The organism is Streptomyces sp. NPDC059852 (assembly GCF_042731455.1).
In the GTDB taxonomy this organism is placed as follows: Bacteria; Actinomycetota; Actinomycetes; order Streptomycetales; family Streptomycetaceae; genus Streptomyces.
In genome coordinates this window covers 72,634-92,473 of record NZ_JBHWJK010000006.1, presented here as the reverse complement: position 1 = coordinate 92,473, position 19,840 = coordinate 72,634, and the positions used below count along the sequence as shown (strand labels likewise).

13 protein-coding genes are annotated in these 19,840 nt (G+C 72.6%); 11 read left to right on the top strand and 2 right to left on the bottom strand.

Annotation, left to right across the window (positions count from 1 at the left end; genetic code table 11):
- Nucleotides 1–5: 5 nt before the first annotated feature.
- Nucleotides 6–1,799, top strand: a complete 1,794-nt coding sequence (locus ACFV46_RS09980) for a chitinase (RefSeq protein ID WP_376727341.1) — start codon at nucleotides 6–8, stop codon at nucleotides 1,797–1,799.
- Here the strand turns inward: ACFV46_RS09980 and ACFV46_RS09975 are convergent.
- Both ACFV46_RS09975 and gabT read right to left on the bottom strand, forming a co-directional pair.
- Complete coding sequence (locus ACFV46_RS09975; protein ID WP_385497708.1) at nucleotides 1,738–2,601, bottom strand: phosphatase PAP2 family protein; 864 nt, start codon at nucleotides 2,599–2,601, stop codon at nucleotides 1,738–1,740. The genes ACFV46_RS09980 and ACFV46_RS09975 overlap by 62 nt on opposite strands.
- A gap of 190 nt (nucleotides 2,602–2,791) precedes the next feature.
- Entirely contained in the window at nucleotides 2,792–4,126 is a 1,335-nt protein-coding gene (gene gabT / locus ACFV46_RS09970) for a 4-aminobutyrate--2-oxoglutarate transaminase (protein WP_385497707.1), read from the bottom strand.
- Nucleotides 4,127–4,388: 262 nt separating this feature from the next.
- Between gabT and ACFV46_RS09965 the strand changes: the two genes are divergently transcribed.
- From ACFV46_RS09965 to ACFV46_RS09920, 10 genes are all read left to right on the top strand, one after another.
- Nucleotides 4,389–6,773 carry an ATP/GTP-binding protein gene (locus ACFV46_RS09965; protein WP_385497706.1) on the top strand — a complete coding sequence of 795 codons (2,385 nt, stop codon included), beginning with the start codon at nucleotides 4,389–4,391 and terminating at the stop codon, nucleotides 6,771–6,773.
- Nucleotides 6,774–6,916: 143 nt separating this feature from the next.
- Nucleotides 6,917–8,581: a PucR family transcriptional regulator gene (locus ACFV46_RS09960; RefSeq protein WP_361927157.1), complete on the top strand. Its 1,665-nt coding sequence runs from the start codon at nucleotides 6,917–6,919 to the stop codon at nucleotides 8,579–8,581.
- A 163-nt stretch (nucleotides 8,582–8,744) separates the two neighbouring features.
- Nucleotides 8,745–10,190 (top strand): aldehyde dehydrogenase family protein, encoded by a 1,446-nt coding sequence (locus ACFV46_RS09955; protein WP_361927160.1) that lies wholly within the window; start codon nucleotides 8,745–8,747, stop codon nucleotides 10,188–10,190.
- A gap of 270 nt (nucleotides 10,191–10,460) precedes the next feature.
- A complete protein-coding gene (locus ACFV46_RS09950; protein WP_385497705.1) occupies nucleotides 10,461–12,395 on the top strand; it encodes an acyl-CoA dehydrogenase family protein in 1,935 nt (644 codons plus the stop codon).
- A gap of 106 nt (nucleotides 12,396–12,501) precedes the next feature.
- Nucleotides 12,502–13,761, top strand: a complete 1,260-nt coding sequence (gene dxr / locus ACFV46_RS09945; protein WP_376727337.1) for a 1-deoxy-D-xylulose-5-phosphate reductoisomerase — start codon at nucleotides 12,502–12,504, stop codon at nucleotides 13,759–13,761.
- Between the two features lie 8 nt (nucleotides 13,762–13,769).
- A complete protein-coding gene (locus tag ACFV46_RS09940; protein WP_361927327.1) occupies nucleotides 13,770–15,062 on the top strand; it encodes a site-2 protease family protein in 1,293 nt (430 codons plus the stop codon).
- Nucleotides 15,063–15,231: 169 nt separating this feature from the next.
- Nucleotides 15,232–16,389, top strand: a complete 1,158-nt coding sequence (gene ispG, locus ACFV46_RS09935) for a flavodoxin-dependent (E)-4-hydroxy-3-methylbut-2-enyl-diphosphate synthase (protein ID WP_151786153.1) — start codon at nucleotides 15,232–15,234, stop codon at nucleotides 16,387–16,389.
- A gap of 119 nt (nucleotides 16,390–16,508) precedes the next feature.
- The gene (locus ACFV46_RS09930) at nucleotides 16,509–17,357 is read left to right on the top strand and encodes a GNAT family N-acetyltransferase (RefSeq protein ID WP_361927170.1); all 849 of its coding nucleotides are present in this window, start codon (nucleotides 16,509–16,511) and stop codon (nucleotides 17,355–17,357) included.
- 84 nt (nucleotides 17,358–17,441) lie between these two features.
- Nucleotides 17,442–18,005 (top strand): GNAT family N-acetyltransferase, encoded by a 564-nt coding sequence (locus ACFV46_RS09925; RefSeq protein WP_361927173.1) that lies wholly within the window; start codon nucleotides 17,442–17,444, stop codon nucleotides 18,003–18,005.
- A gap of 72 nt (nucleotides 18,006–18,077) precedes the next feature.
- Nucleotides 18,078–19,781, top strand: a complete 1,704-nt coding sequence (locus ACFV46_RS09920; RefSeq protein WP_151786156.1) for a proline--tRNA ligase — start codon at nucleotides 18,078–18,080, stop codon at nucleotides 19,779–19,781.
- Nucleotides 19,782–19,840: the final 59 nt, after the last annotated feature.

Below are 19,840 nucleotides of genomic sequence, written 5' to 3'. Positions count from 1 at the left end.
CACTTGTGGACCGTTCCAGACCGCTCGCCCTGCTCGCCGCCGTGGCACTGGCCCTGCCCGGCCTCACCGCGCTCTCGTCGGCCGCCCGCGCGGCCGACGCCGACCTCGTCCGCAACGGTGGCTTCGAGTCCGGCCTCGACGGCTGGACCTGCACGGCGGGCACGGCCGTCGACTCGCCCGTGCACAGCGGGAGTTCCGCCCTCCGGGCGACCCCGGCCGGCAGCGACAACGCCCGCTGCGCGCAGACCGTGACGGTGAAGCCGGACTCCGCGTACACGCTGTCCGGCTACGTCCGCGGCGCCTACGTGTACCTCGGCGCCGACGGCACCGGCACCACCGACGTCTCCACCTGGACCCAGTCCGCCCCGGACTGGCAGCGGCTCACCACCACCTTCCGCACCGGCCCCTCCACCACCCGCGTCACCCTCTACACCCACGGCTGGTACGGCACCGGCGCCTACCAGGCCGACGACATCTCGCTGATCGGGCCGGGCGGCGACGCGACCCAGCCGCCGGCACCCCCGGCCGGCCTCACCGCCGGGACCGTCACCTCCTCCAGCGTCGCCCTCACCTGGTCGCCGGTCCCCGGCGCCACGGGCTACGCCGTCTACCGCGACGGCGCCAAGGTCCGCACGGTGAACGGGACGTCGGCCACCGTCACCGGACTGTCACCCACGACCGCGTACGCCTTCCAGGTCACCGCGCTCAACGAGGCCGGTGAGTCCGCGCGCTCCGCCACGGTGACGGCCACCACCACCGAACCGACCGGCGGCGGGGACGCCGGCCTCCCGGCGCACGCCCTGGTCGGCTACCTCCACGCGAGCTTCGCCAACGGCTCCGGCTACACCCGCATGGCCGACGTCCCCGACAGCTGGGACGTCATCGACCTGGCCTTCGGCGAGCCCACCTCCGTCACCTCCGGCGACATCCGCTTCCGGCGCTGTCCCGTCTCCGAGTGCCCGAACGTCGAGAGCGACACCGAGTTCAAGGCGGCCATCAAGGCCAAGCAGGCGGCCGGCAAGAAGGTGCTCATCTCCATCGGCGGCCAGAACGGCCAGGTGCAGCTGACCACGGCGGCCGCCCGCGACACCTTCGTCTCCTCCGTCTCGAAGATCATCGACGAGTACGGCCTCGACGGCCTCGACATCGACTTCGAGGGCCACTCCCTCTCCCTGAACGCCGACGACACCGACTTCCGGAACCCGAAGACCCCGGTGATCGTGAACCTCATCTCGGCGCTGAAGACCCTGAAGGCCAAGTACGGAGACGACTTCGTGCTGACCATGGCCCCGGAGACCTTCTTCGTCCAGCTCGGGTACCAGTACTACGGCACCGGCAGGTGGGGCGGCCAGGACCCGCGCGCCGGCGCCTATCTCCCCGTGATCCACGCCCTGCGCGACGACCTGACGCTGCTGCACGTCCAGGACTACAACTCGGGACCGATCATGGGCCTGGACAACCAGTACCACTCCATGGGCGGCGCCGACTTCCACATCGCGATGACCGACATGCTGCTCACCGGCTTCCCGGTGGCGGGCGACGCGAACAACGTCTTCCCGCCGCTGCGCCCGGACCAGGTGGCGATCGGCATGCCGGCCACGCCGAACGCGGGCAACGGCCATGTGTCCCCGGCCGAGGTCACCAAGGCCCTCGACTGCCTGACGAAGCGGACGAACTGCGGCTCGTACACGACCCACGGCACCTGGCCCCAGCTGCGCGGCCTGATGACCTGGTCGGTCAACTGGGACCGGTTCGGCGGCTGGGAGTTCCAGCGGACGTTCGACGGCTACTTCGGCTGAGGAACAGCCACAGCGAGCCGAGCAGGACCGTGCCCAGACACCAGCTGGCCAGGACGTCCAGCGGCCAGTGGTAGCCCCGCCGGGTCAGCCCGAATCCGACGCCGAGATTCAGCGCGGCGCACAGGACGAGGAGGGCCCGGCGGGCGCCGGCCGACCGCAGCAGCGGCAGAAGGAGCAGGGTCGCGGCCCCGTAGGCGACGGCGGCCGTGGCCGTGTGCCCCGACGGGTAGTACCCGGTGGCGGGCGGCACGGCCGGGGTGCCCGGGCGGTCGGTGAGCACCTTGAGCGGAATCACCAGCAACGGGACCAGCGCCATCAGCAGGGCGGCCAGGACGCCGGGCAGCCACCAGTGGTCTGTACCCGCGCGGCGGTGCCGCCAGGTGACGTGGCCGAGGGCGGCCAGGAGGACCGGCACGGCGACCTGGACGTTGCCGAGATCGGCCAGCAGTTCGGAGAGGCGGCCGGGACGCACGAGGGCCCGACTGGCGGTCTCGTCGAGACCGACCAGCGGGCCGTCCGTCACCACCTGCCAGGTGATGAGCGCGAAGAACAGGGCGGGAAGCCCGAGAAGGAGAAGGAGGGAGGTCGGCCGCCCCGGAACAGGGGGGGTGGTTCCGAGGCGGCCGTCCGGATCGGGTGGCCGCGCGCCCCGGGGGGTTTGGGGCGGGCGACTGTCCGATCGGTGAGGAGATCCGGAGCCGGAGGCGCCGGTTGTGTGCGCGAGGGCACGACCAGGTCGAAGCTGGGGAGGCCCCGGCCTGATGTCGCCCAGAGTCCCCTCCGGGCGGGGTGTATCTCTCATCTGGGGAGAACCTACGTCAGGGAGATGGTGTTGGACAGTCGGAATCGCGTCCTGCCATCCACCTCGCACACCTTCTTCACACGCTCTGACGCCGACCGCCCCAGCCCCGGAACCGCGGACCGCGGCAGGGCTGGGGCGGATGCGACGCGGGGGACCGGTGCACCGGTCCCACCAGTGGTTTCGCGGGGCCTCAGATACGGGCGAAGGCCTGCTCGATGATGTCGAGGCCCTCGTTCAGCAGGTCCTCGCCGATGACCAGCGGCGGCAGGAAGCGGAGCACGTTGCCGTAGGTGCCACAGGTCAGGACCAGCAGGCCCTCGGCGTGGCAGGCATTGGCCAGCGCGGCCGTGGCCTGCGGGTTCGGCTCCTTGGTGGCGCGGTCCTTGACCAGCTCGATGGCGATCATGGCGCCGCGGCCCCGGACGTCGCCGATGACGTCGAACTTCTCGGCCATGGCGGTCAGGCGCGCCTTCATGACGGCCTCGATGTCCTTCGCCCTGGCGTTGAGGTCGAGCTCCTTCATCGTCTCGATGGCGCCGAGCGCACCGGCGCAGGCCACCGGGTTGCCGCCGTAGGTGCCGCCCAGGCCGCCCGCGTGCGCGGCGTCCATGATCTCGGCGCGGCCGGTCACGGCGGCGAGCGGCAGACCGCCCGCGATGCCCTTCGCGGTGGTGATCAGGTCCGGGACGATGCCCTCGTCCTCGCAGGCGAACCACTGGCCGGTGCGGCAGAAGCCCGACTGGATCTCGTCGGCGACGAAGACGATGCCGTTGTCGTTGGCGAACTTCACGATCGCCGGCAGGAAGCCCTTGGCGGGCTCGATGAAGCCGCCCTCGCCGAGGACCGGCTCGATGATGATCGCGGCGACGTTGTCGGCGCCGACCTGCTTGGTGATCATGTCGATGGCCTGCTGCGCGGCCTCGGGGCCGGCGTTCTCGGCACCGGTCGGCCAGCGGTAGCCGTAGGCCACGGGCACCCGGTAGACCTCGGGCGCGAACGGGCCGAAGCCGTGCTTGTACGGCATGTTCTTCGCCGTCAGCGCCATCGTCAGGTTGGTCCGGCCGTGGTAGCCGTGGTCGAAGACGACGACGGCCTGGCGCTTGGTGTACGCGCGAGCGATCTTCACGGCGTTCTCGACGGCCTCGGCGCCCGAGTTGAACAGCGCGGACTTCTTGGCGTGGTCACCCGGCGTCAGCTCCGCCAGCGCCTCGGCGACGGCGACGTACCCCTCGTACGGCGTGACCATGAAACAGGTGTGGGTGAAGTCGGCGAGCTGCGCGGACGCCTTGCGCACGACGGCCTCGGCGGAGGCGCCGACGGAGGTCACGGCGATGCCGGAGCCGAAGTCGATGAGGCGGTTGCCGTCGACGTCCTCGATGATGCCGCCGCCCGCGCGCGCGGTGAACACGGGCAGGACGGAGCCCACACCCTGCGCCACCGCGGCCGTACGGCGGGCCTGCAGCTCCTGCGACTTCGGGCCGGGGATGGCGGTGACGACGCGGCGCTCCTGGGGAAGTGCGCTCATGAGGGGCTCCTGGGGTTCTGCGGACGTTTTGTCTTCTCTTTTCTCGCAGGCTAGGGCGGGGAGCGGGGGGTGGGCATGCTCCATGTGGGCGTTGTCCGCGGCGCCGGTTGTCCGTGGTGGACATGGCGGGTCCGCCTGCCCGAAGGCGAGCGGAACGCCCGGGTCCGCCGCGTCGGCCGCGTAAGCGGTGGACTGGCGGGTGCCGGGCACTAGATTGACTCGCTGACGGTTGCACGGAACGGCTGGTCAGGGGGCAACGGCGATGGACGGCGACGGCACGCAGGAAGCACGGGGCACCCACGCGACCCCCGTGCCGCGATCACGCTCGGCCCTGCCGCCGATGCCGTCGGCCCCGCCCGGCCGGGCCCTGGGCGCCCCGGTGGCCGACTGGCTGGACGAACCACGTCCCGAGACCGGCCCCGGCATCTGGCGCTTCGGGTACCGGCCGCCGAAGGCGGCGAAGGCCGAACGGGTCAGCCCCACGACCGTCGTCGGCATGCTGATCCCGCTGGCCGCCGCGCTGCTGGTGTGGTCGTTCTGGCGGCGCGGGGCGCTGCCGTACGAGTTCACCCTGCTGCGGCTGTTCACCCCGCAGGACTGGTGGTGGGGCGGCACCACGGCCCGCCCCAAGCATCTGGAGGGCGAGGCGCTGCAGTACCCGGGCGTGGAGGCCCTGGACGTGTACAACGGCCTCTTCTTCGCCCTGCTCCTCTACACCGTCGCCCGGCTCGGCAGCTGGCCCGCCGTCGTCCGGCACCTCCTGGACGGCAGGCCCCAGCCGGCCCGCGCCCTGTGGGCGGCCTTCGGCGCCCTCGCCGCCCTCACCCTGGTCTACCCGGCCACCTTCCCCGGCGTCGGCTGGGACCCGCTGCCCGTCGTGAGCCCGCTGTTCTCCCTGATCGTGCTGCTCAGCGACTCCTACGACGTCTACTCGGCCCCCTGGGAGACCGTCCTCCACCTGCTCGTCACCGCCCTCGTGGTGTGGCCGTTCGCCCGGCTGGGCGGCTGGTGGTCGCTGGCCCGGGACCGGCTCGCGGCACGCGGCCCGGCGCAGGGGGAGGACCCGGAGTCCGCCCCCGTGGAACCGCCGTCCCGCTTCCCCGAACTGCGGGAGGCCGGCCAGCACCAGGCCGCCGACGTCCTCTCCGCCGAGGTCCTCGCCGGGCGCATGACCGACGTGGACTGCGCCCGCGTCGCGCACCACTGGGCGCTCGCCCGGAGCCAGGGCCGCTCCGCGGACTTCACCGACACGGTCCTGCGGCAGGGCGCCGCCGCGTTCACGCACCCCTCCGGCGCCCGCGACCTGCCCGGCCGCACCGCGCGGCACGACCTGCTCAGCGGGCAGGTGCGCATCGGCCGGTGGGCCGCCACCGAGCGCACCCCGGCCGCGTACGGCGGGGCCGGAGCCGCCCTCGAACCGGCGACGCTGGGCACCTCGCTGCTGGTCGTCGGGCCCTCCGGGTCCGGGAAGACCCGGCAGGTGATCGCCCCGCTGGCCGAGTCCCTCGCGCTGCAGGCCCTCACCGGGACCTGCGCGGTCGTCGTGGTGTGCGGCGCGGGCGCCGCGGTGGGCCCCGACACCTCGTACGACGTCGTGGTGCGCATCGGCGACCCCGCCTCGACCCACGACCTCGACCCCTACGCGGGCAGCGACGACCCCGACGAGGCCGCCGGCTTCCTCGCCGAGGCGCTCGCCGGCGACCTCGACACCGTCGGCGCCGAGCGCGCCACCACCACGCTCGCCCAGCTGCTCGGCCCCTACCGGGCCGCCCACGGACGCTTCCCGACCCTCCCCGTGCTGCGGGACCTGCTGGAGGGCGACGAGCGGGCCCTCACCGATCTGCGCGAGCGGCTGGCCGGCGAGGCCCACACGCCGATGCGCCGCGAACTGGAGGCCCGTGTCCGGCTGACCGGCACCGCCGGCGACCCCGGCCCGGTCCTCGCCGGCCGGCTCGCCCTGCTCGACCGGCCCGCCTTCGCCGGCTTCCTCGGCGCCGGCGGCGAGGAACACCGCCCCTTCTCGCTGCGGGCGGTCGCCCACCACCCGCTGCGGGTCCGGATCGACCTGCCCGAACGCACCCACGGTGAGGTCTCCCGGCTGATCGCCCGGCTGGTCCTCGCCCAGTTCACCGAGGTCGTCCAGGAGGGGTCCGGCGACCACTTCGCCGCGCTCGTCCTCGACGACGCGACCGGCACCGTCACCCCCGAGTCCGTCCGGCGCGTGCAGCGGCTGCGCCCGCGCAACGCCGGGGTCGTGCTGGCGCTGCGCACGGTCTCCGACGTGCCGGAGGCTCTGCACGGGCCGCTGTACGGGGCCGTGGGCTGCCGGATGGCGCTGTCCGGCGTGACCACCTGGGACGGCAGCCGCTTCGCCGAGGCCTGGGGCACCGAGTGGGTGGAGACCCGGGACGTCGCGCAGCACACCGTCTTCGCCGACCAGCCGATGACCCGCGCCCTGCACCGGCTGCGCAAGCTCGTCACCGGCAAGGCGGTCACCACCGAGGCGGTGACCGTGCGGCAGGTCGAGCGGGAGCGCTGGTCCGCCTCCGAGCTGGCGCACGGGGTGCCGCCGGGGCACGCGGTGCTGTCGGTGACCAGCGTCCGGGGCGAGCACGCCCCGCCGCTGCTGGTGGATCTGCGGGGCTGACCGGGCGATGCGGGCACCGGGCCGCGCGACGACCGTACGGTGAGGCAGAATCGGCACAGGCCGTTCATACATGACGGCCAATTGATCACACGGATCACCGAAGATCCGGCGATCACACCCGATCACACCGATGTGAAGGCCCCATGCCCCCGACGCTTGCCTCGCTCGTCCACCACTCCGCGCTCAAGCTGACCGTGCGGGCGGGCGCGGACCGCCTGGACGTGCCCGTGCGCTGGGCGCACGTCAGCGAGCTCGCCGACCCCGTGCCGTACATGGAGGGCGGCGAGCTGCTGCTGATCACCGCCCTCCAGCTGGACGCCGAGGACCCGGAGGCGATGCGGCGCTACGTCCGGCGGCTGGCCGGGGCCGGAGTCGTCGGCCTCGGCTTCGCGGTCGGCGTCAACTACGAGGAGATCCCCAAGGCGCTGGTCGACGCCGCCGAGGAGGAGGACCTGCCGCTGCTGGAGGTGCCGCGCCGCACCCCCTTCCTCGCCATCAGCAAGGCCGTCTCGGCGGCCATCGCGGCCGAGCAGTACCGGGCGGTGACCGCGGGCTTCGCCGCCCAGCGGGAACTGACCCGGCAGGCGCTGACCGCCGGCCCCGAGGGACTGCTGGCCGCGCTGGCCTCCCAGGTCGACGGCTGGGCCGCGCTGTACGACGCGTCCGGCGCCGTCGTCGCCACCGCCCCCGAGTGGGCCGGGCGGAGGGCGGCCCGGCTCACCCCGGACGTGGAGCGGCTGCGCGAGCGCCCGGCACCGGCGTCCTCCGTGGTCGGCGGGCCCGAGAACGAGGACCGGGTCGAGCTGCACACCCTCGGCACCGGGCGCCGCCCGCGCGCCGCGCTCGCCGTGGGCACCGCGGCCGCGCCGGGCACGGCCGAGCGGTACGCCGTCCACTCGGCGATCGCCCTGCTGACCCTCACCACCGAGCGGTCCCGCTCGCTCCAGGCCGCCGAGCAGCGGGTCGGCGCCGCCGTCCTGCGCATGCTGCTGGCCGGGCAGCCCGACCACGCCCGCGCGGTGGCCGGGAGCCTGTACGGCGACCTGCTGGACGCGCCGTTCCGGGTGATCGTCGCCGAGGCGGCGTCCGTCTCGGCGGCCAGGGTCGTGGACTCCGGCACCCGCGTGGCGCTGACCAAGGCGTCCGCCGCGGCCCTCGTCGTCGCCGCCGACGCCGGTGACCCGCTCGGCGCGCTGACCGAGGTCGTCGAGTCGGCGGCGGCCCGTGCGGGGGAGGCCGTGCTGGTGGTGCCCGAGACGGAGACCGGGCGGCTCGTCGTGCTCGCCACCGACGGGGGCGCCGCCGTCTCCGCGTGCGCCGAGTACGCGGCCGGACTGGAGGCGGCGCGATCCGTACCGGACCAGCCGGGCGGCGACGCGGACGAACTGGTCGTCGGACTGTCGGCGCCCGCCGGGCCGATCGCCGCGGCCGCCGCGTACAAGCAGGCCGAGCAGGCGCTGTCGGTGGCCCGGCGGCGCGGACGGGTGTGCGTGGAGCACGAGCAGCTGGCGTCCGGTTCCGTGCTGCCGCTGCTCGCGGACGACGCGGTGCGGGCGTTCGCCGACGGGCTGCTGCGGGCCCTGCACGAGCACGACGCGACCGGCCGGGGCGACCTGGTGGCCTCGCTGCGGGCCTGGCTGTCCCGGCACGGTCAGTGGGACGCGGCCGCCGCCGACCTGGGCGTGCACCGGCACACCCTGCGCTACCGGATGCGGCGCGTCGAGGAGATCCTCGGGCGCTCGCTGGACGACGCGGACGTGCGCATGGAGCTGTGGCTCGCCCTGAAGGCGACCTCCACCGAGGAGTAGGTCGCCCGACGAGGAACAGCGCGGGACCGGCCGGGCTGCGCCAATCCGTCGAAGCCCGGCACCCCACCAGTACACCCCGGCCAAACACCCGGATGCCCCCGCGCCCCTACCGTGGGTCTCGACAGACCAGGACACCCCCAACGCGGAAGGGCCGGGAATCCCTATGACTTCCACCCACGCCTTCTGGCTCGCCGGCCGCCAGGTCAGCGGCGAGGACAGCTTCGACGTCACCTCGCCGTGGGACGGCCGCGTCGTCGGCACGGTGAGCGTGCCCACGGACGCGCAGACCGAGGAGGCCGTGGCCGCCGCGTACGCCGTCCGCGAGGAGTTCGCCGCCACCCCGGCCCATGTGCGGGCCGCCGCCCTCGACCACGTCAGCAGGCGGCTCGCCGAGCGCACCGAGGACATCGCCCGGCTCATCTCCGCCGAGAACGGCAAGCCGATCAAGTGGGCCCGCGGCGAGGTCGGCCGTGCCGTGTCCGTGTTCCGCTTCGCGGCCGAGGAGGCCCGCCGGTTCAACGGCGGCGAGGCCCAGCGGCTCGACACCGACGCCGGCGGCCAGGGCCGGCTCGCCCTCACCCGGCGCTTCCCGAAGGGCGTCGTCCTCGGCATCGCGCCCTTCAACTTCCCGCTGAACCTGTGCGCCCACAAGATCGCCCCGGCCATCGCCGCCGGCGCCCCGATCATCCTCAAGCCGGCCCCGGCCACCCCGCTGTCCGGCCTGATCCTCGGTGAGCTGCTCGCCGAGACCGAGCTCCCGGCGGGCTCCTGGAGCATCCTGCCGGTGCCGAACGAGAAGATGCCGGCCCTGGTGCAGGACGAGCGCCTTCCGGTCATCTCCTTCACCGGGTCCGAGAAGGTCGGCTACGCGATCATGGACTCGGTGCCGCGCAAGCACTGCACCCTGGAGCTCGGCGGCAACGGCGCGGCGGTCGTCCTCGCCGACTTCGCCTCCGACGAGGACCTGGACTGGGCCGCGACCCGCATCGCGACCTTCTCCAACTACCAGGGCGGCCAGTCCTGCATCTCCGTGCAGCGGGTCATCGCGGACGCCTCCGTGTACGACCGGCTGCTGCCGCGCATCGTCGCCGCCGTCGAGGCCCAGGTCACCGGTGACCCCGGCGACGACGCCACCGACGTCGGCCCGCTGGTCAGCGAGGACGCCGCCAAGCGCGTCGAGACCTGGGTGGACGAGGCCGTCGCGGCCGGCGCCTCCCTCCTGACCGGCGGCAAGCGCGACGGCGCCTCCTACGCGCCGACCGTCCTCACCGACGTGCCCTCCGACGTCACCCTCGCCTGCGAGGAGGTCTTCGGGCCCGTCCTCACCGTGCAGCGGGTCGACGGGGAGGCCGCCGCCTTCGCCGCCGCCAACGACTCCAAGTACGGCCTCCAGGCGGGCGTCTTCACCCACGACCTGCAGGCCGCCTTCCGGGCCCACCGGGCGCTGGAGGTCGGCGGTGTCGTCATCGGCGACGTGCCCTCCTACCGCGCCGACCAGATGCCCTACGGCGGCGCCAAGCAGTCCGGCGTCGGCCGCGAGGGCGTGCGGTTCGCGATGGACGACTACACCTACGAGCGGGTCCTGGTCCTCACCGGCCTCGCTCTCTGACACCACCCTCGGTCCGACGGCCGGAGCCCGCTGTGCGGGGGCTCCGGCCGTCGGCGTACACGGGCCGCCGGGCCACCCGTCCGGCCCAGGCCGCCCGCCGGATCGCCGCGCACGGGCCCACCGGCCCGGACACCCGCCGCGGGCCCGCCGGAGCCGGACGACGGCTGCGCGCGGGGTGGTGGCCGCGTCCGTAATCGGGTACATACGATCGGGTAGCACCCGTCGGTAGCCAAATGGCCCATGATCCCGATTCGCGGCGAGGTGAGCCTCATGTCCGCAGCACCCCCCAAACCCACCGTCACCGAACGTGAGGCACGGCAGGTGGCCGAGGCCGCCCGCCAGCAGGAGTGGCGCAAGCCCAGCTTCGCCAAGGAGCTGTTCCTCGGGCGGTTCCGCCTCGACCTCATCCACCCCCACCCGATGCCCACGGACGAGGCGACCCAGCGCGGCGAGGAGTTCCTCGCCAAACTGCGCGACTTCGTCGAGACCAAGGTCGACGGCGCCCTCATCGAACGCGAGGCGCGCATCCCCGACGACGTCGTCGACGGGCTCAAGGAGCTCGGCGCCTTCGGCATGAAGATCGACACCAAGTACGGCGGTCTCGGCCTCGGGCAGGTCTACTACAACAAGGCCCTCACCCTGGTCGGTTCGGCCTCCCCGGCGATCGGCGTACTGCTGTCGGCCCACCAGTCGATCGGCGTACCGCAGCCGCTGAAGCTGTTCGGCAGCCCCGAGCAGAAGGAACGCTTCCTCCCGCGCTGCGCCCGCACCGACATCAGCGCCTTCCTGCTGACCGAGCCCGACGTCGGCTCCGACCCCGCGCGCCTGGCCACCACCGCCGTGCCCGACGGGGACGACTACGTCCTCGACGGCGTGAAGCTGTGGACCACCAACGGCGTCGTCGCCGACCTCCTCGTCGTCATGGCCCGGGTGCCGAGGTCCGAGGGCCACAAGGGCGGCATCACCGCCTTCGTCGTCGAGACCAACTCGCCCGGCATCACCGTCGAGAACCGCAACGCGTTCATGGGCCTGCGCGGCATCGAGAACGGCGTCACCCGCTTCCACCAGGTGCGCGTCCCCGCCTCCCACCGCATCGGCCCCGAGGGCGCCGGCCTGAAGATCGCGCTGACCACGCTGAACACCGGCCGGCTCTCGCTGCCCGCGTCCTGCGTGGCCGCCGGCAAGTGGTGCCTGAAGATCGCCCGCGAGTGGTCGGCGGCCCGTGAGCAGTGGGGCAAGCCCATCGCCCACCACGAGGCCGTCGGCTCGAAGATCTCCTTCATCGCGGCCACCACCTTCGCCCTGGAGGCCGTCACCGACCTCGCCTCCCAGATGGCCGACGAGGACCGCAACGACATCCGGATCGAAGGCGCCCTCGCCAAGCTGTTCGCCTCCGAGATGGGCTGGCTCATCGCCGACGAACTCGTCCAGATCCGCGGCGGCCGCGGCTTCGAGACGGCCGACTCGCTCCGGGCGCGCGGCGAGCGCGGCGTCCCCGCCGAACAGGTCCTGCGCGACCTGCGCATCAACCGCATCTTCGAGGGCTCGACGGAGATCATGCACCTCCTCATCGCCCGCGAGGCCGTCGACGCCCACCTCACCGTCGCCGGGGACCTCATCGACCCCGACAAGTCCCTCCAGGACAAGGCGAAGGCGGGCGCGAACGCCGGTGTCTTCTACGCCAAGTGGCTGCCGAAGCTCGTCGCCGGTCAGGGGCAACTGCCGTACACGTTCAGTGAGTTCAAGCAGGGTGTCGATCTCTCCGGACATCTGCGGTACGTCGAGCGCACCGCCCGCAAGCTCGCCCGCTCCACCTTCTACGGCATGTCCCGCTGGCAGGGCCGCATGGAGAGCAAGCAGGGCTTCCTCGGCCGGATCGTCGACATCGGCGCCGAGCTGTTCGCCATGAGCGCCGCCTGCGTCCGCGCCGAGCACCTGCGGGTCCGCGGGGAGCACGGCCGCGAGGCGTACCAGCTCGCCGACGCGTTCTGCCGGCAGTCCCGGCTGCGCGTCGAGGAGCTGTTCGGCCGGCTCTGGTCCAACACCGACGACCTGGACCGCAAGGTCGTCAAGGGCGTGATGTCCGGCACGTACGAGTGGCTGGAGCAGGGCATCGTCGACCCGTCCGACGACGGCGGCGTCTGGATCGCCGACGCCACCCCGGGCCCGAGCACGCACGAGAACGTCCACCGCCCGATCCGCTGACCGCCCCGTGAGGGGTCACCGCCCGCGGCGTCCCCTCACCATCCTGTTACCCACCGGATGGGGACACGCGGTCCTGCCCGCGGACCGCTGCGGCCACAATGGGGGGATGAGCGACAGTCCAGCCTCCCCCCTCGCCGACCCGCACCTCGTCTACGACCCCGTGGCGGGCGACGGTCCCAAGGACGTGGTGATCCTCGGCTCCACCGGCTCGATCGGCACCCAGGCCATCGACCTCGTGCTGCGCAACCCCGGCCGGTTCCGGGTCACCGCGCTGTCCGCGAACGGCGGCCGGGTCGCGCTCCTCGCCGAGCAGGCGCACCGGCTGAAGGCCCGGACCGTCGCCGTCGCCCGCGAGGACGTCGTCCCGGCCCTCCGCGACGCTCTGCGCGACCGGTACGGCGCGGGGGAGCCGCTGCCCGAGATCCTCGCGGGACCGGACGCGGCCACGCAGGTCGCCGCCTCCGACTGCCACACCGTCCTCAACGGCATCACCGGCTCCATCGGCCTGGCCCCCACGCTCGCCGCGCTGGAGGCCGGCCGCACCCTCGCACTCGCCAACAAGGAGTCGCTGATCGTCGGCGGCCCCCTGGTCAAGGCGCTCGCCAAGCCCGGGCAGATCATCCCGGTCGACTCCGAGCACGCCGCCCTCTTCCAGGCGCTGGCCTCCGGCTCGCGCGCGGACGTGCGCAAGCTCGTCGTCACCGCGTCCGGCGGCCCCTTCCGCGGCCGGACGAAGGCCGAGCTGGCGGACGTCACCGTCGAGGACGCCCTCGCGCACCCCACCTGGGCGATGGGCCCGGTCATCACGATCAACTCCGCGACCCTCGTCAACAAGGGGCTGGAGGTCATCGAGGCGCACCTGCTCTACGACATTTCCTTCGACCGCATTGAGGTGGTCGTGCATCCCCAGTCGTATGTCCACTCGATGGTCGAGTTCACCGACGGTTCCACGATCGCCCAGGCGACGCCGCCCGACATGCGCGGCCCGATCGCCATCGGACTGGGCTGGCCCGAGCGCGTCCCGGACGCCGCCCCCACCTTCGACTGGAGCAAGGCGTCGACGTGGGAGTTCTTCCCGCTCGACGACGACGCCTTCCCGTCGGTGAACCTGGCGCGGCACGTCGGCGAGCTCGCGGGCACGGCCCCGGCGGTGTTCAATGCCGCCAACGAGGAGTGCGTCGAGGCCTTCCGGGCCGGCGCGCTGCCGTTCAACGGCATCATGGAGACCGTCACGCGGGTGGTGGAGGAGCACGGCACCCCGCGCTCGGGAACTTCGCTGACCGTCGCGGACGTCCTCGAAGCGGAGACCTGGGCCCGCGCACGCGCCCGGGAACTGGCGGCACACACGGCGGAGGCCCGTGCATGACACTCCTGATGTTCATCCTCGGCATAGTGCTGTTCGCGGTCGGGCTGCTCTTCTCGATCGCCTGGCACGAGCTGGGTCACCTGTCCACGGCCAAGCTGTTCGGCATCCGCGTGCCGCAGTACATGGTCGGCTTCGGCCCGACCATCTGGTCGCGGAACAAGGGCGAGACCGAGTACGGCATCAAGGCGATCCCGTTCGGCGGCTACATCCGGATGATCGGCATGTTCCCGCCCGGCCCCGACGGCCGGCTGGAGGCCCGCTCCACCTCGCCGTGGCGCGGCATGATCGAGGATGCGCGCTCGGCGGCCTTCGAGGAGCTGAAGCCGGGCGACGAGAACCGCCTGTTCTACACGCGCAAGCCGTGGAAACGGGTCATCGTGATGTTCGCGGGCCCCTTCATGAACCTGATCCTCGCGGTCGTCCTGTTCCTCACCGTGCTGATGGGCTTCGGCATCCAGCAGCAGACCACCACGGTCAGCTCGGTCTCCCCGTGCGTCATCGCCCAGACCGAGAACCGCGACACCTGCAAGGCGTCCGACCCCCGCTCCCCGGCCGCGGCCGCGGGCATGAAGGCCGGCGACAAGATCGTCGCCTTCGGCGGCGTGCGCACCGAGGACTGGAACACCCTCTCCGACCTCATCCGTGACAGCGCCGGCAAGCAGGTGCCGATCGTCGTCGACCGGGACGGCCGCGAGGTCACCCTCCAGGCGAAGATCGCCACCAACCGGGTCGTCAAGAAGGACGCGAGCGGCGCCTACGTGGAGGGCGAGTACATCAAGGCCGGCTTCCTCGGCTTCAGCGCGGCCACCGGCGTCGTCAAGCAGGACTTCGGCGCGTCGGTGACCTGGATGTCGGACCGGGTCGGCGACGCCGTCGACTCGCTGGTGGCCCTGCCCTCCAAGGTCCCCGCCCTGTGGGACGCGGCCTTCGGCGACGGCCCCCGCGAGCCCGACTCCCCGATGGGCATCGTCGGCGCGGCCCGGGTCAGCGGGGAGATCGCCACGCTCGACATCCCGGCCTCCCAGCAACTGGCCACGTTCGTCTTCCTGCTGGCCGGGTTCAACCTCTCCCTGTTCCTGTTCAACATGCTCCCGCTGCTGCCGCTCGACGGCGGTCACATCGCGGGCGCCCTGTGGGAGTCGCTGCGCCGGAACCTGGCGCGGGTGCTGCGCCGGCCGGACCCCGGCCCGTTCGACGTGGCCAAGCTCATGCCGGTGGCGTACGTGGTCGCAGGTGTCTTCGTCTGCTTCACCCTGCTGGTACTGGTCGCGGACGTCGTCAACCCGGTCAGGATCTCCTAGCCGTACGGCCGTCGAGGCGGCCCGGGGCCCAGTGCCCCGGGCCGCCTTCCATCGAGTGGGTTTACGGGGCGTGAGGTGAGGGGCTGAGCGTCCGTGCCGTAATCTCGAAGCCTGGAGCCCGCTGCTGACGGGACCGGACCTTGATCCACGACTTGGGGTTGCACAGCAGATGACTGCGATTTCTCTCGGCATGCCGTCCGTTCCGACCAAGCTCGCCGAGCGCCGCAAGAGCCGGCAGATCCAGGTGGGGTCCGTCGCGGTCGGCGGGGACGCCCCCGTGTCGGTGCAGTCGATGACGACGACGCGTACGTCCGACATCGGTGCGACGTTGCAGCAGATCGCGGAGTTGACGGCGTCGGGCTGCCAGATCGTGCGGGTGGCGTGTCCGACGCAGGACGACGCGGACGCGCTGGCGACGATCGCGCGGAAGTCGCAGATCCCGGTGATCGCGGACATCCACTTCCAGCCGAAGTACGTGTTCGCGGCGATCGAGGCGGGCTGTGCGGCGGTCCGGGTGAACCCGGGCAACATCAAGCAGTTCGACGACAAGGTCAAGGAGATCGCGCGGGCCGCGAAGGACCACGGCACGCCGATCCGGATCGGTGTGAACGCCGGGTCGCTGGACCGGCGTCTGCTGCAGAAGTACGGCAAGGCGACGCCGGAGGCACTGGTGGAGTCGGCGCTGTGGGAGGCGTCGCTCTTCGAGGAGCACGACTTCCGGGACATCAAGATCTCCGTGAAGCACAACGACCCGGTGATCATGATCGAGGCGTACAAGCAGCTCGCCGCCCAGTGCGACTACCCGCTGCACCTCGGCGTGACCGAGGCCGGCCCCGCCTTCCAGGGCACCATCAAGTCCGCGGTCGCCTTCGGCGCGCTCCTCTCCCAGGGCATCGGCGACACCATCCGCGTCTCCCTGTCGGCCCCGCCGGCCGAGGAGGTCAAGGTCGGCATCCAGATCCTGGAGTCCCTGAACCTCAAGCAGCGCGGCCTGGAGATCGTCTCCTGCCCGTCCTGCGGCCGCGCCCAGGTCGACGTCTACAAGCTCGCCGAGGAGGTCACGGCCGGACTGACCGGCATGGAGGTCCCCCTGCGCGTCGCCGTCATGGGCTGTGTCGTCAACGGCCCCGGCGAGGCCCGCGAGGCCGACCTCGGCGTCGCCTCCGGCAACGGCAAGGGCCAGATCTTCGTCAAGGGCGAGGTCATCAAGACCGTCCCCGAGTCCAAGATCGTCGAGACCCTCATCGAGGAGGCCATGAAGCTGGCCGAGCAGATGGAGGCCGACGGCGTGACGAGCGGCGAGCCCTCCGTCGCGGTCGCGGGCTGATCCGCCCACGCTCCGACCGCCCCCGGCCGGGACCACCGGTCACGACCGCGGGGCGGCACGGCACAGCATCCGCGGGTACAGTGCGGGGACCAGCAGAACTCCAGCGTGAGGCCCCGCACGTGTTGACCCAGACCACCTCACGGGTGCTCGAACCGAGTGACCTGGACGCCGCGCTCGCCGTCCTCGACCGCGAGCCGGTCGCCAACGCCTTCGTGACGTCCCGCGTCCAGGTCGCGGGCCTCGACCCCTGGCGCCTCGGCGGCGAGATGTGGGGCTGGTACGACGACGGCATGCTGACGTCCCTGTGCTACGCGGGCGCCAACCTCGTCCCCATCTGCGCCACCCCGCGCGCCGTGCGCGCCTTCGCGGACCGCGCCCGCCGGGCCGGCCGCCGCTGCTCCTCCATCGTCGGTCCCGCAGAGCCCACCGCCCAGCTGTGGCGGCTGCTCGAACCCACCTGGGGCCCGGCCCGCGAGGTCCGCGCCCACCAGCCGCTCATGGTCACCGACCACATGCCGGCCGACATCGCCCCGGACCCGTACGTCCGCCGCATCCGCAAGGACGAGATGGAGACGATCCTCCCGGCGTGCGTGGCCATGTTCACCGAGGAGGTCGGCGTCTCGCCGCTCGCCGGGGACGGCGGCCTCCTCTACCAGGCCCGGGTCGCCGAACTCGTCGGCTCCGGCCGCTCCTTCGCCCGCCTCGACCAGAACGGCAAGGTCGTCTTCAAGGCGGAGATCGGCGCCGCCACCGACCGCGCCTGCCAGATCCAGGGCGTCTGGGTGGCCCCCGAGTACCGCGGCCAGGGTCTCGCGGCGCCCGGCATGGCGGCGGTCCTGCGCTACGCCCTCGCGGACGTGGCCCCGGTCGCCAGCCTCTACGTCAACGACTTCAACACCGCGGCCCGCAGGACGTACCGCAGGGTGGGCTTCCAGGAGGTCGGCGCCTTCATGAGCGTCCTGTTCTGAGGGCGTCCCGCCCGCGCGGGCCGGAGGGGCCCCCGCCAGGCCGTACCGGCACCTCGGCACGGCATTGCTTGTAGGCTCCCCACCATGCGCCTTCCCGGTCACGCACACCGCCGCCACCCCGACGACATCGTGATCGGCCCGCTCGACCTCCCGGCCCGGGTCGACGAGGCCCTCGCCGTCCAGGCGGTGGCGTTCGGACTCGGCCCCGACGAGGTCGCCGTCCGCCGCCAGATCGTCCTGCGGCACATGACCTATCCCGGCGCCCGCGCCCTCGGCGCCACCGACGGCGACCGCCTCGCCGGCTTCGTCTACGGCATGCCCAACAGCCGCAGCCACTGGTGGTCCACGGTGGTGGAGCCGTACCTGCGCGCCCAGGGGCGCGACGACTGGCTCGACGACTCCTTCGTCATCACCGAGCTGCACGTCCACCCCGCCTACCAGAACCGCGGCGTGGGGCGTGCCCTGATCACCACCATCACGGACAGCGCCACCGAGCCGCGCTCCATCCTCTCCGCGATCGACATCGACAGCCCGGCCCGCGGCCTCTACCACTCCCTCGGCTACCAGGACCTCGCACGCCGGGTGCTGTTCCCCAGCGCCCCGAAGCCGTACGCCGTCATGGGCGCCCCGCTGCCGCTGCGCCGTTAACCGATTTCCACCGTCCCGTCCCGCCCGGCTAACCTCCTGCCATCAACCACATCCGGCAGGAGTACGAGAACCATGGCGAAAGCACCGGTCCAGCGCATGTCCCAGTTGATGGCGAAGACGCTGCGCGACGACCCGGCGGACGCCGAGGTCCTCAGCCACAAGCTGCTGGTCCGCGCCGGCTACGTCCGGCGCACGGCGGCCGGCATCTGGTCCTGGCTGCCCCTCGGCAAGCGGGTCCTGGCCAACGTGGAGCGCATCGTCCGCGAGGAGATGGACGCCATCGGCGCCCAGGAGGTGCTGCTGCCCGCGCTGCTGCCGCGTGAGCCCTACGACGCCACGGGCCGCTGGGACGAGTACGGCCAGGAGCTGTTCCGGCTCAAGGACCGCAAGGGCGGCGACTACCTGCTCGGTCCGACCCACGAGGAGATCTTCACCCTGCTGGTGAAGGACCAGGCGTCCTCCTACAAGGACCTGCCGGTCATCCTCTACCAGATCCAGCACAAGTACCGCGACGAGGCCCGTCCCCGGGCCGGCATCCTGCGCGGCCGCGAGTTCCTGATGAAGGACTCCTACTCGTTCGACACGGACGACGAGGGCCTGGCCCAGTCCTACGCCCTGCACCGCCAGGCCTACCAGCGTGTCTTCGAGCGCCTGGGCCTGGACTACCGCATCTGCGCGGCGACCGCCGGCGCCATGGGCGGCTCGAAGTCGGAGGAGTTCCTGGCGCCCGCCGAGGCCGGCGAGGACACCTTCGCCGACTGCCCGAACTGCGACTTCGCGGCGAACACCGAGGCGATCACCTACGAGCTGAAGCCGGTCGAGGCCGCGGACGTCCCCGCGCTCGAGGAGATCCCCACCCCGGACACCCCCACCATCGAGACCCTCGCCGCCCACCTCGGCGTCCCGGCCTCGGCCACCCTGAAGAACCTCCTGGTCAAGGTCGACGGAGAGATCGTCGCCGTCGGTGTCCCCGGCGACCGCGAGGTCGACATCGACAAGGTCGAGGCGCACTTCGCCCCGGCCGTCGTCGAGATGGTCACCGAGGCGGACTTCGCCGCGCGCCCCGACCTGGTGCGCGGCTACGTCGGCCCGCAGGGCCTGGGCGAGAAGGTCACGTACCTCGCCGACCCGCGCGTGGCCCCCGGCACCTCCTGGATCACCGGCGCCAACAAGGAGGGCACGCACGCGAAGAACGTCGTCGCGGGCCGTGACTTCGAGGTCGACACCTACGTCGACGTCGTGGTCGTGCAGGAGGGCGACCCCTGCCCCAAGTGCGGCACCGGCCTCAAGCTGGACCGCGCGATCGAGATCGGCCACATCTTCCAGCTCGGCCGCAAGTACGCCGACGCCCTGAAGCTCGACGTCCTCGGCCAGAACGGCAAGCCGGTCCGCGTCACCATGGGCTCCTACGGCATCGGCGTCTCCCGCGCGGTGGCCGCGCTCGCCGAGCAGACCGCCGACGACAAGGGCCTGTGCTGGCCCGCCGAGGTCGCCCCGGCCGATGTGCACGTGGTCGCCGCCGGCAAGGCCCTGCAGACCGAACTGGCCCTCGACGTGTCCGAGAAGCTGTCCGCGGCCGGGCTGCGGGTGCTGTGCGACGACCGCGCCGGTGTCTCGCCGGGCGTGAAGTTCACGGACTCCGAGCTGATCGGCGTTCCGCGGATCCTCGTGGCCGGGCGCCGCTCGGCCGAGGGCGTCGTGGAGCTGAAGGACCGCAGGACCGGTGAGCGCGAGGAGCTGACGGTGGACGAGGCGATCGCCCGCCTGACCGCCTGACCGGCACACCTCTTCGACGTCCGGCCGTCCCTCGGGAGAGAGGGGCGGCCGGCGCCGTC

Bases quoted from the DNA above. Each gene is read 5' to 3' on its own strand.
- ACFV46_RS09975 (WP_385497708.1), bottom strand. From the start codon at position 2,601: ATGAGAGATACACCCCGCCCGGAGGGGACTCTGGGCGACATCAGGCCG.
- gabT (WP_385497707.1), bottom strand. From the start codon at position 4,126: ATGAGCGCACTTCCCCAGGAGCGCCGCGTCGTCACCGCCATCCCCGGC.
- ACFV46_RS09965 (WP_385497706.1), top strand. From the start codon at position 4,389: ATGGACGGCGACGGCACGCAGGAAGCACGGGGCACCCACGCGACCCCC.
- ACFV46_RS09960 (WP_361927157.1), top strand. From the start codon at position 6,917: ATGCCCCCGACGCTTGCCTCGCTCGTCCACCACTCCGCGCTCAAGCTG.
- ACFV46_RS09955 (WP_361927160.1), top strand. From the start codon at position 8,745: ATGACTTCCACCCACGCCTTCTGGCTCGCCGGCCGCCAGGTCAGCGGC.
- ACFV46_RS09950 (WP_385497705.1), top strand. From the start codon at position 10,461: ATGTCCGCAGCACCCCCCAAACCCACCGTCACCGAACGTGAGGCACGG.
- dxr (WP_376727337.1), top strand. From the start codon at position 12,502: ATGAGCGACAGTCCAGCCTCCCCCCTCGCCGACCCGCACCTCGTCTAC.
- ACFV46_RS09940 (WP_361927327.1), top strand. From the start codon at position 13,770: ATGTTCATCCTCGGCATAGTGCTGTTCGCGGTCGGGCTGCTCTTCTCG.
- ispG (WP_151786153.1), top strand. From the start codon at position 15,232: ATGACTGCGATTTCTCTCGGCATGCCGTCCGTTCCGACCAAGCTCGCC.
- ACFV46_RS09925 (WP_361927173.1), top strand. From the start codon at position 17,442: ATGCGCCTTCCCGGTCACGCACACCGCCGCCACCCCGACGACATCGTG.
- ACFV46_RS09920 (WP_151786156.1), top strand. From the start codon at position 18,078: ATGGCGAAAGCACCGGTCCAGCGCATGTCCCAGTTGATGGCGAAGACG.